Raw genomic sequence first — 11,602 nt, forward strand, 5'->3', positions numbered from 1 at the left:
CAAATGCCCTTTAGCGCTAAGTTAAAGGGCATTTTCGCATTTATTTAGAAAGATTATAAATTAAGATTATGTGTCATTAGTTTGTCAGCGATAATGTAATAAATTATACTTTTGTGGACTGCAAAAAATGCTTATCAGCTTATCATCTGCAAGCTATTGCATTAATATAAAATAGAATTATTTAGCACAAATACACTGTATGAGAAATATCTCATTGATTTTAAAACAATTTTCCAGGACGGTTTTACTGGTTGCGGGCTTTGCTGCTATGGGTTTTACGGCCCACGCGCAGGGAGATGCAGCTAAAGGTGAAGCTTTATTTAAGGCAAATTGTACCGCGTGTCATAAAATCGATGTACGCATGACGGGTCCGGCGTTGGGGCCAGCTATTTCATCAGAAACTGATGACAAATGGTTAACCCACTGGATTCAGAACAACCAAGCTTTGATTGCAGCTAAAGATCCTAAAGCACTTAAGATCTATAATGAGTACAATCAGGCTGGTATGAACGTGTTCACCAACCTGTCTGACGGCGATGTGGCAAACATTATTGCTTACGTACGCGACGACTGGAAAAAAATGCAGACTGCTCCTGCTGCGGGTGGCGCTACTGGTGCGGCTGCTGCAGAAAGCGGACCAAGCGACATGCTGATCTTCGGTTTAATTGGCGTTATCGTTATTGCCTTAATTGTTATCCTGGTATTAAACAGGGTAGTGGGTACACTAGAGAAACTGTTACTTAAAAAACAAAACTTACCAGAAGAGGAAGTTGAAGAAGAAGAGGTTGTTAAAGTTGATCGTTTAGCTACGCTGAAAAAGATCGCTAAAAACAAGAAACTGGTATTCTTTATCATTCTTTGCGGTACTATAGCTATGGGTAGCTGGGCTTGGGTTACCATGTGGAACACTAACGTTCACCAGGGTTACCAACCAGAGCAACCTATTAAATACTCGCACGAGTTACACGCAGGTGTAATGAAAATCAATTGCCAGTATTGCCACAGTGGTGCTTACAAGAGCAAGAATGCTTCTATTCCATCACTTAACGTTTGTATGAACTGCCATAAAGTGGTTAAAACAGAGTCGCCTGAGATTCACAAGATCTATGACGCCTTGGGTTACGATCCGGCAACTCAGAAATACGATAGTACTAAAGCTAAGCCAATCCAGTGGGTGCGTATCCACAACCTGCCAGACTTCGCTTACTTTAACCACTCTCAACATACTAAAGTTGGTGGTATCGAGTGTCAACGTTGCCATGGTCCAATCCAAACCATGAAACAAGTTTACCAATACTCACCACTTACTATGAAATGGTGTATCCAGTGTCACAAACGTACCGGTGTTAATGGTAAGGGTAATGCTTACTACGAAAACATGGTTAGCATTCACGATCGCATTAAAAAAGGCGAGAAAGTTACCGAAGCCGAAATGGGCGGTACAGAGTGCGCGAAGTGTCACTATTAATAAATTAAAACTTAGCAATTACAGTTTATATAGCTTAAATGGAAAGCAATAAAAAATACTGGAAAGGTATAGAGGAGCTGAACAGAACACCGGAGTTTGTTGAGAAAAATAAACACGAGTTTGCGGAACCTATTCCTATCGAAGAAATATTGAGCGGTGATGGATTAAAATCTAAAACCCCTCGTCGCGACTTTTTAAAGGCGCTGGGCTTTGGTGTTGGGGCTGTATCACTTGCTGCTTGTCAGAAAGTGCCTGTTCACAAATCAATCCCTTACTTAATTAAACCAGAGGAAGTAACCCCGGGTATAGCTAACTTTTATGTTTCAAGCTACGAAGGCAGCGCTATCCTGGTTAAAACACGCGAAGGTCGCCCTATTAAAATTGAAGGTAACCCTAACGATGTGTTTGGTAAAGGCGGTACATCTGCAGGTGTGCAGGCTTCGGTATTGGATCTTTATGATTCAAGCCGTTTAAAAAATCCTATGCAGGATGGTGGCGACACCGGATGGAGCCAGTTAGACTCGTTTGTAAAAGGACAGCTTGCAGGTATCAAAGCCAGCGGCAAAAAAATCCGCTTAGTATCATCTACAGTCAACAGCCCATCAACACTGGGTGTAATTGCAGATTTCATAGCACAATATCCAACAGCTAAGCATATTGATTATGATGCGGTATCTTATACCGGTATCATCCAGGCTAATCAAAACAGTTTTGGTAAAGCAGTATTGCCTCACTACAACTTTGATAAAGCCGATATCATAGTAAGCTTTGGCGCCGATTTCTTAGGTTCATGGATTTCACATACTGAGTTTAGCCGCCAGTATGCTTCTAACCGTGCAGCTAAAGCGCTGGAAGAGAAAAAAATGTCTCGCCACATCCAGTTCGAAAGCGGTATGAGCTTAACCGGTAGTAATGCCGATGTACGTATGCCAATTAAGCCATCTGAAGAAGGTTTGGCTATTATTAGCTTATACAATGCATTAAGCGGTACTACTTTACCAGGTTCTAAAAAAGTAAGCGACGCTAACACAGATAAAGCGATTACCCTTGCAGCTAAAGAATTATTAGCAGCTAAAGGCCGCGCTTTAGTGGTTGCAGGCAGCAATGATGTTGCTACCCAAGTGTTGGTTAACGCTATCAACGCTTTATTAGGTAGCTACGGTACTACTATCGATTTAGATAACCCATCATTACAATATGCCGGTAACGACGCTGAGTTTGTTGAGTTTGTTAACGAAGTTAAACGTGGCGAGGTTGACGCAGTATTCTTCCTGAATGCTAACCCTGTTTACGATTTCTATAATGCTAAAGACTTTACCGAAGCCCTTAAAAAGGTTAAGCTGAAAGTATCTTTTGCACCATATGCTGACGAAACCGCTTCATTATGTAACGTAGTCGCTCCTAACAGCCACTACCTGGAGTCATGGGGTGATGAAAACGCTGTAACCGGTTACTATACCATCGTTCAGCCAACTATTAACCCGGTTTACAACACCCGTCAGGCAGAGCAAAGCTTGCTTACCTGGTCTGATAACCCGGTTAAAGAATATTACACTTACGTACGCAACACCTGGGATAAAGGTCTTTTATCAATTGCTGGCTTATCGGGCCAACACGGTTGGGAAACTTTATTGCAAACAGGTTTTGTTAAAGCACCGGCTAAAGCTGCAGGTTTATACAGCTTCAATCGCGATCTTAACGCTGTTGCACAAACCATACTTACGCACAGCTCGCAAATTGCTGCAAGCGGCGATGGCAAATTAGAGCTTCAGATTTTTGAAAGCCCTAACATCGGTGACGGTAAGAAAGCAAACAACCCTTGGTTACAAGAGTTGCCAGATCCGGTTTCGAAAGTAACCTGGGATAACTTTGCTGCCATGGCAGTTAAAACTGCTGAGAAATTAGGCATTGAAGAAGGTGACTACATCACTATTACTGCTAACGGTTACTCTATCGACTTACCTGTGTTATTGCAACCAGGCCAGGCTCAGGGTACTATATCAGTAGCCGTTGGTTACGGACGTACCAATGCAGGTAAAGTAGGTGATGGCGTTGGTCAGAATGCATTCCCATTCTCAACCTTCCGCAACGGTACTTTCCAAACTACCGCGGCTGCTGAGTTTAAGAAAACAGGTGCATTGAAATATGTATTTGCTCAAACTCAAACTCACCACTCATACGAAGGTCGTAGTGTAATCCACGAAGGTACTTTGGCCGAATACAAAAAGGCTCCGGCTTCTATTGTAGGTAAAGGCGAGGGTAAAGAAACCTACGATTTGTGGGATGAGTACGAACGCCCGGCTTATAACTGGGTTATGGCTATCGACCTTAACGCTTGTACCGGTTGCGGATCTTGCGTGGTAGCTTGTACTGCAGAAAATAACGTTCCGGTTGTAGGCCGCGAAGAAGTACGTAACCGCCGCGAAATGCACTGGCTGCGTATTGACCGCTACTATAGCTTTAACGATAACGGTAAAACTGTTACTAAAGAAAAAGAAATCAACAAGCTTGATGATCTTGACCACGTATCGGTTACTTACCAACCAATGCTTTGCCAGCATTGCGATCACGCACCTTGCGAAACTGTTTGTCCGGTATTAGCAACTACGCACTCGTCTGAAGGTTTAAACCAGATGACTTACAACCGTTGCGTAGGTACCCGTTATTGCGCAAACAACTGCCCGTACAAAGTGCGTCGTTTCAACTGGTTTAACTACTGGAACGATTCTCGTTTCGAAAACTACGTACAAAACGAATACACCGAGCTGGTATTAAACCCGGATGTTACTACACGTTTCCGTGGGGTAATGGAAAAATGCAGCATGTGTGTACAGCGTATACAAGCAGGTAAGCTGAAATCTAAATTAGAGAAACGCCCATTGAGAGATGGCGAAATCAAAATGGCTTGTCAGCAATCATGCCCAACCAACGCTATTGTGTTTGGTAACTTAAATGATCCTAACTCAGAAGTGTCAAAAGCATTGAAGAGCGAAAGAACTTATTATGTACTGGAAGAGCTTAACGTGAAACCAGGTATAGGTTACCAGGCAAAAATTAGAAATACAACTGAATTAGGCGCTTAATTTTTACAAAAGAGATTTAATATATGTCATCTCATAGTGAATCAATAATCAGGGAACCGTTAATTACGGGTAAAGACATTACGTATGCCCAGATTACCAACGATGTATTGTTTCCGGTTGAAAACAAACCAAACAAAGCGTGGTGGATCGGCTTTATCGTAGCGTGCCTTGGTGCATCGTTATGGTTAGTTTCCATCAGCTGGACGTTTTGGTACGGTATAGGTGAGTGGGGTTTGAATAAAACGGTAGGCTGGGCCTGGGACATCACCGGTTTCGTGTGGTGGGTAGGTATCGGTCACGCCGGAACCCTGATCTCGGCGGTATTATTACTGTTCCGTCAAAACTGGCGTAACTCCATCAACCGCTCTGCTGAGGCGATGACCATATTTGCGGTTATTTGTGCGGCATGTTACATTTTCGGCCACATGGGGCGTGTTTGGTTAGCTTACTGGACATTACCACTGCCCAACCAATACGGCTCTTTATGGGTTAACTGGAACTCGGCGTTGATGATGGACGTGTTTGCGATCTCTACATACTTCTCTGTATCATTAGTATTCTGGTATACAGGTTTATTACCAGATATCGCATCTATCCGCGACCGTGCTACCGGCCTTCGCCGTCGTATTTATTCTATCTGTTCATTCGGTTGGACAGGTTCAGTAAAAACCTGGCAACGTTTCGAGACCGTGTCATTAATCCTGGCAGGTATCTCAACACCACTTGTACTTTCGGTACACACCATCGTATCCTTTGACTTTGCTACGTCATTGGAACCAGGATGGCACACTACCATATTCCCGCCTTACTTCGTTGCGGGTGCAATCTTCTCAGGTTTCGCCATGGTGCAAACCCTGTTGCTGATTGCCCGTAAAGTATTAGGTCTGGAAAACTATATCACCATGTTCCACATCGAATCGATGAACAAGATCATCATCTTAACCGGTTCTATTGTGGGTGTGGCTTATATCACAGAGTTTTTCATCGCATGGTACTCAGGTGTTGAATACGAGCAATACGCGTTCATTAACCGTTCAACCGGTCCATACTGGTGGGCTTACTGGAGCATGATGACTTGTAACGTAATTACCCCGCAGTTATTCTGGTTCAAAAAGATCCGTTTAAGCATTCCTGCATCATGGGTGCTTTCAATCATCGTGAACATCGGTATGTGGTTTGAGCGTTTCGTAATTATCGTAACCTCTTTACACCGCGATTACATCCCATCTAGCTGGGTAATGTTCTATCCTACATGGGTTGACGTTGGTATCTTCGTAGGTTCAATCGGTGTATTCTTTGTGATGTTCCTGTTGTTTATCCGTGTATTACCTTCTGTGGCAATGGCCGAGGTGAAACTGTTGCTGAAAACTTCGAGCGAGCAGTCTAAACTGAAACTGATAAAAGAAGGTCACCTTGATCCAGAGCAGGTAGAGTACTATAAAGAATCATTAACAAAATTCGACAGCGTTGAGCTGGCCGACTACGATAAAGTATAACCATGAGCAAGACTAAAATGATATTGGGTCTTTTCGATGACCCGGATGAAATGATGCATGGGATCGAAAAATTGCAAAAGAACAGTGTTCCGATCTATGATGTGTATACCCCGATGCCAATCCACGGTATTGAGGATAAATTAGGCGTCAAAGAATCTCGCTTAGGCTATGCAGCTTTTTGTTTCGGTTGCCTTGGTGGTAGTGTAATTTTCAGCATCGTTTATTACACACTGGTTCACGACTGGCCAATGAACATTGGTGGTAAACCACACTTTGCAATGCCGGATTTTGTTCCGTTCACTTTTGAGTGGACTATTTTATGGACCGCTTTCGGTATGGTATTTACCTTCTTCTACGCAACTCACCTTTTCCCTGGCCGTGCGCCACGTGTAATGGATCTGCGTGCAACAGACGATCGCTTTGTGATCGCTATTGATGCAAAAGGAAATATACCGCATGATGATATCACCAAAATCTTAACCGATGCCGGTGCAGTTGAAGTAAAGCATAACGAACGAAAATATGTTAGCTATGAATAAATTTAGAATATTGGGTTTAACAGCTATTACTATCGCTGCTGCCATTTTCGTTACTTCTTGTAAAGACAAGAAAAGTACCGGATGGGAGTATGCTCCCAATATGTATGAACATATCGCTTATGATCCGGATCAAAAAAATCCGAATTTTAAGGACGGTAAAACAGCGCAGCTTCCGCCAGCCGGAACTATACCACTAGGGTTTACTCGTTTTGATTATCCAAACACCCGTGCCGGTTACGATCAGGCAAGTGGTGAGGTTCAAAATCCGTTAAAAAATACTCCGGCTAACTTTAAAGAAGGTGAAGTATTGTTCTCACACTTTTGTGCTCCATGTCATGGTGTAACCGGACAGGGTGATGGTACAGTGGTAGCGCATGGCTTCCCTCCTCCACCGTCATATTCAAAAGGCCAGTCATCACGCGGTGGTGCGATGAAAGACCTTACAGACGGTAAAATTTATCATACAATTACTTACGGTGTAAATGCCATGGGTTCTTACGCATCGCAATTATCACCAGAGGAGCGCTGGAAAGTAGTATTGTATGTTCACCATTTACAAACCTTATAAGTATTAATTAATGAAAACTGAACATAGTTTTAATGAACAATTTGAGTTTGCAGGTAAAGCAAAAACCTGGAGCTTAATAGGTATTGTTATCGGTGTAGTTGGAATTTTGTACGGCTTTTTGTTAGATCATAGCGAAATGGGTGTACAGCGTACATTCTCTAACTTATTGCTGATGAGCTATTACTTTGTTTGTATCTGTATAGGCGGTGTATTTTTCCTTGCTTATCAGTATGCAGCTCAGGCAGGTTGGTCTGCAGCCTTTTTAAGGATACCACAAGCCTTTGTGCGTGTGTTACCTATAGCAGCACTAATTTTTGTGCTTGTTGTAGTAGCAGGTTTGTTTACTACACATAATATTGTTGAAGAAGGCAAGACGGTAGTTGCGCCTTATTTATATGCACACTGGGCAACCCACGGTTTAACAACTCCGGGCAGCGAGAATTACGATGCTATTATCGCAGGCAAATCTGCAGTGTTAAGCATCCCGTCGTTTATCGGTGCTATTGTTGTGTTCCTGGTAGCTTACACTGCATTTGGTTTAATGCTGGTTAAATATTCTCAGTTAGAGGACGAAATGGGCGGCATGAGCAACTACAGCAAAAGCTTTAAGATTGCGTTGATATTCTTAGTGGTATTCGGTTTTACTTACCCGGTATTTGCTTTCGACGGTATCATGTCCTTAGAAGCACACTGGTACTCAACCATGTTCGGCTGGTATAACTTAGCAGCTTTACACGTAGCTACTTTATCTATCATTGCGTTAACCCTGATCTTGTTGAAGAAAAGCGGTTATTTTGACTGGATCACAGAAAACCATATCCATAGCTTAGGTAAACTGATCTTCGGTTTCTCTATCTTTTGGACTTATGTATGGTTTGCACAGTTCTTCCTTACCTGGTATGCTAACATGCCTGAGGAGTCTGTATATTTCTACAAAAGATGGGAGCCTGAGTATAAATGGTGGTTCTGGTTAAATATCATCCTTAACTTCTGTGCACCATTATTTATGTTAATGTCTCGCGATGCAAAACGTTACTACAGCCGTATGACTACTGTATGTATTGTACTGATCATTGGTCACTGGTTAGATTACTACCTAATGATTATGCCTGGTACTGTGGCAGAGCACAGAGCATTTGGTGTTCAGGAGATTTGTATTTTCCTTGGCTTTGCAGGTTTGTTCAGCTTCCTGATGCTTAACGCATTAAGTAAGTTTAAATCTCTTGCCCCGGTAAAACATCCGTTTATGGACGAGAGCCTTCATCACCAAATATAATATTTGCTAACTTTGTAATTCATTGAGAATACCAAACCCGATCTATTAAAATGGCATTCAAGAAACTGATAAATAATAAATTACTTTCGCTGTTCAGCGTGCTGATGTTATCCGGCAGCATGGTAATGGCGGCCGATGCAACCAGCCCAGCTGCTGCAACCGGTGCCGAGAACGCACCAAGCGTTTGGACTGGCGTATCTTACTATGTACTGCTGTTTTTAGTAGTATGTTTCATAGTAGGCATCATTGGTAAAATTCTGCAGGTTTATGATCTAACCTTAAAACTGCAACGTAAAAAAGGTATCAAATGGAATAATGTAATGGGTACGCTGATGTTGGCGTTCCTGGTTATAGGTATGGTTGGTGTTTACTGGTCATTCAGTGTTCAAGGTTCCATGATTTTACCAGAAGCCGCTTCATTACATGGTAAAACTATCGATAGCATGTTCTGGACTACTTTCGGTATTACCGTAATTGTATTTATCAGCACACAGATCTTACTGTTTACGTTTGCCTTTATTTATCGCGGTTCTGATAAGCGTAAAGCTTACTATTTGCCGCACGATAATACTATCGAGAAAATCTGGACTATTGCTCCGGCTATCGTTTTAACAGTATTGGTAATCTTTGGTTTCTTTACCTGGAGATCTATCACTAACACTGTTGATGCTAAAGGCGAACCAGCTTCAATTAATATTGATATTACCGGCCACCAATTTGCCTGGGAAATTCGTTACCCGGGAAGAGATGGTAAGTTGGGTATGAAAAACTACAAGTTAGTTAGCGGTACCAACAAAGTAGGTGTTGATTTCAAAGATCGTAACAGCCTTGACGACTTAGCAGCCGATACTATCGTATTGCCGGTTAATAAATCGATCAGATTAAACATCATTGCACAAGACGTTATCCATAGTGTTTACATGCCAAACTTCCGTTTGCAAATGAACGCTGTACCAGGTTTACCTACATTCTTCAAATTTACACCGACTATCACTACTGCAGAAATGCGTAACAGATTGGATAAATCAGATTTTGAGTATCACCTGTATTGCAACAAAATTTGCGGAGGAAGCCACTATAACATGTGGAGAATTGTAAGGGTTGTAACTGAGGCCGAATACCAAGACTGGCTTTCGCACCAAAAACCATACCTGAGCGATCAGCTTAAACAAGAGCTGAAGATGGTTGACGCAAACGCGCCACAGCAGGATGGAGTTAAAAACAGGTTAGCATTAAATAATTAATATTCAGGAGTAGCTATTATGTCAACATTAGCAGTTCACGATCATCACGACGGAGTTGAACATCATGATCACGATCATGGACATCACCATAAAGAAACTTTTATAAGTAAGTATATTTTTAGCATGGATCATAAAATGATCGCCAAGCAATTCCTGATCACAGGTATTATTATGGCGGTTATCGCAATGATCTTGTCTATCCTGTTCCGTATCCAGTTAGCATACCCGGACAAAGCGTTTCCTTTTCTGGAAACAATTTTAGGCCGTTTTGCACCAGGCGGACGTTTAGATGCTAACTTCTACCTGTCGCTTGTAACTATACACGGTACCATTATGGTATTCTTTGTATTAACTGCAGGCTTGAGCGGTACTTTCAGTAACCTGCTTATCCCATTCCAGTTAGGCGCTCGTGATATGGCTTCGCCGTTTATGAACATGCTATCTTACTGGATGTTCTTTACTGCGAGCGTTATTATGCTGGCTTCATTCTTTGTACAAAAAGGCCCTGCCGGTGGTGGTTGGACAATATATCCTCCATTATCTGCATTACCTAAGGCAATGCCAGGTTCTGCAGAAGGTATGACCCTGTGGTTAATCAGTATGGTATTGTTCGTAGCATCACAGCTTATGGGAGGTATCAACTATGTAAGTACTGTATTAAACATGCGTACTAAAGGTATGGACCTTTGGAAAATGCCTTTAACTATCTGGGCGTTCTTCTTAACTGCTATCTTAGGTATCCTTGCATTCCCTGTATTAGTTGCAGGTGTTGTATTATTAGTATTCGACCGTAGCTTCGGTACCAGTTTCTACTTATCAGAAATTGTTGTACAAGGCCAGGTAATGAACTACGAAGGTGGTAGCCCAATCTTGTTCCAGCACTTATTCTGGTTCTTAGGTCACCCTGAGGTATATATCGTTATTATGCCTGCAATGGGTATTGCATCAGAGGTTATGTCTGTTAACAGCCGTAAACCAATTTTCGGTTACCATGCAATGGTTTACTCATTAATTGGTATTACAGTATTATCATTTATCGTATGGGGTCACCACATGTTTGTAACCGGTATGAATCCGTTCCTGGGTGGTGTGTTCATGATCACTACATTGATCATCGCTGTACCATCTGCGGTTAAGACATTCAACTGGTTGGCAACATTATGGCGTGGTAATATCCGCTTCACACCGGGTATGCTTTTCGCTATCGGTTTGGTATCATTCTTTATCTCTGGTGGTATTACCGGTATCTTCTTAGGTAACGCCGCTTTAGATATCAACTTACACGATACCTACTTTGTAGTTGCCCACTTCCACTTAGTAATGGGTTCTGCTGCGATATTCGGTATGCTTGCCGGTGTTTACCACTGGTTCCCTAAAATGTTCGGCCGTATGATGGACGAGAAATTAGGTTACCTGCACTTCTGGTTAACATTTATCGGTGCTTACCTGGTATTCTTCCCAATGCACTTTATGGGCTTGGACGGTGTACCTCGTCGTTACTATGCATTCACTGAAATTGAGTCGTTAAAACAATGGTTATCTGTTAATACCTTTATTACATGGGCAGCAATTATGTCCGCCCTGGCACAGGTAGCTTTCTTGTTCAACTTCTTCTATTCAATATTCTTCGGTAAAAAAGCAACTCAAAACCCTTGGAACTCTACTACATTAGAGTGGACTACTCCGGTTGAGCGTATCCATGGTAACTGGCCTGGCGAAATCCCAACCGTTTACCGTTGGCCATACGATTACAGTAAACCAGGCGCTGAGGAAGACTTTATACCACAAACTACTCCGTACTCACAAACTATGACTTCAAACCTTCCTCATGATTTTGAAGATAATCCAACTGGATTAACTCAATACAATGAGTGGTTGAAAACTCAAAAAGTACAAGAAGAAGTAAAGTAATCACAGATTAAAAGATC

8 protein-coding genes are annotated in these 11,602 nt (G+C 42.2%); all 8 read left to right on the forward strand.

Annotated elements, in window-relative coordinates; translation table 11 throughout:
- Positions 1 to 199 precede the first annotated feature (199 nt).
- Genes GSY63_RS14230 through GSY63_RS14265 form a run of 8 tightly spaced genes read left to right on the forward strand, consistent with a single transcriptional unit; the run spans position 200 to position 11,585 of the window.
- The gene (locus tag GSY63_RS14230; protein ID WP_166586488.1) at positions 200 to 1,468 is read left to right on the forward strand and encodes a c-type cytochrome; all 1,269 of its coding nucleotides are present in this window, start codon (positions 200 to 202) and stop codon (positions 1,466 to 1,468) included.
- Positions 1,469 to 1,506: 38 nt separating this feature from the next.
- Positions 1,507 to 4,551, forward strand: coding sequence for a TAT-variant-translocated molybdopterin oxidoreductase (locus tag GSY63_RS14235; protein ID WP_166586489.1), 3,045 nt, complete (start codon positions 1,507 to 1,509; stop codon positions 4,549 to 4,551).
- Positions 4,552 to 4,574: 23 nt separating this feature from the next.
- Positions 4,575 to 6,047, forward strand: coding sequence for an NrfD/PsrC family molybdoenzyme membrane anchor subunit (nrfD, locus tag GSY63_RS14240; RefSeq protein WP_166586490.1), 1,473 nt, complete (start codon positions 4,575 to 4,577; stop codon positions 6,045 to 6,047).
- Between the two features lie 2 nt (positions 6,048 to 6,049).
- The gene (locus tag GSY63_RS14245) at positions 6,050 to 6,586 is read left to right on the forward strand and encodes a DUF3341 domain-containing protein (RefSeq protein WP_166586491.1); all 537 of its coding nucleotides are present in this window, start codon (positions 6,050 to 6,052) and stop codon (positions 6,584 to 6,586) included.
- On the forward strand, positions 6,579 to 7,154 hold the full coding sequence (locus tag GSY63_RS14250) for a c-type cytochrome (RefSeq protein ID WP_317168575.1): 576 nt from the start codon (positions 6,579 to 6,581) through the stop codon (positions 7,152 to 7,154). The genes GSY63_RS14245 and GSY63_RS14250 overlap by 8 nt, the downstream gene beginning before the upstream one ends.
- Before the next feature lie 10 nt (positions 7,155 to 7,164).
- Positions 7,165 to 8,430, forward strand: coding sequence for a quinol:cytochrome C oxidoreductase (locus GSY63_RS14255; protein ID WP_166586493.1), 1,266 nt, complete (start codon positions 7,165 to 7,167; stop codon positions 8,428 to 8,430).
- A gap of 50 nt (positions 8,431 to 8,480) precedes the next feature.
- Positions 8,481 to 9,674 carry a cytochrome c oxidase subunit II gene (locus tag GSY63_RS14260; protein WP_166586494.1) on the forward strand — a complete coding sequence of 398 codons (1,194 nt, stop codon included), beginning with the start codon at positions 8,481 to 8,483 and terminating at the stop codon, positions 9,672 to 9,674.
- Between the two features lie 18 nt (positions 9,675 to 9,692).
- Positions 9,693 to 11,585 carry a cytochrome c oxidase subunit I gene (locus GSY63_RS14265; RefSeq protein WP_208094545.1) on the forward strand — a complete coding sequence of 631 codons (1,893 nt, stop codon included), beginning with the start codon at positions 9,693 to 9,695 and terminating at the stop codon, positions 11,583 to 11,585.
- Positions 11,586 to 11,602: the final 17 nt, after the last annotated feature.

Source organism: Mucilaginibacter agri (genome assembly GCF_009928685.1).
GTDB classification, from domain to species: domain Bacteria; phylum Bacteroidota; class Bacteroidia; order Sphingobacteriales; family Sphingobacteriaceae; genus Mucilaginibacter; species Mucilaginibacter agri.

What these genes read in the sequence shown, in the direction of transcription:
- GSY63_RS14230 (WP_166586488.1), top strand. Translation starts at nt 200, where the DNA reads ATGAGAAATATCTCATTGATTTTAAAACAATTTTCCAGGACGGTTTTA.
- GSY63_RS14235 (WP_166586489.1), top strand. Translation starts at nt 1,507, where the DNA reads ATGGAAAGCAATAAAAAATACTGGAAAGGTATAGAGGAGCTGAACAGA.
- nrfD (WP_166586490.1), top strand. Translation starts at nt 4,575, where the DNA reads ATGTCATCTCATAGTGAATCAATAATCAGGGAACCGTTAATTACGGGT.
- GSY63_RS14245 (WP_166586491.1), top strand. Translation starts at nt 6,050, where the DNA reads ATGAGCAAGACTAAAATGATATTGGGTCTTTTCGATGACCCGGATGAA.
- GSY63_RS14250 (WP_317168575.1), top strand. Translation starts at nt 6,579, where the DNA reads ATGAATAAATTTAGAATATTGGGTTTAACAGCTATTACTATCGCTGCT.
- GSY63_RS14255 (WP_166586493.1), top strand. Translation starts at nt 7,165, where the DNA reads ATGAAAACTGAACATAGTTTTAATGAACAATTTGAGTTTGCAGGTAAA.
- GSY63_RS14260 (WP_166586494.1), top strand. Translation starts at nt 8,481, where the DNA reads ATGGCATTCAAGAAACTGATAAATAATAAATTACTTTCGCTGTTCAGC.
- GSY63_RS14265 (WP_208094545.1), top strand. Translation starts at nt 9,693, where the DNA reads ATGTCAACATTAGCAGTTCACGATCATCACGACGGAGTTGAACATCAT.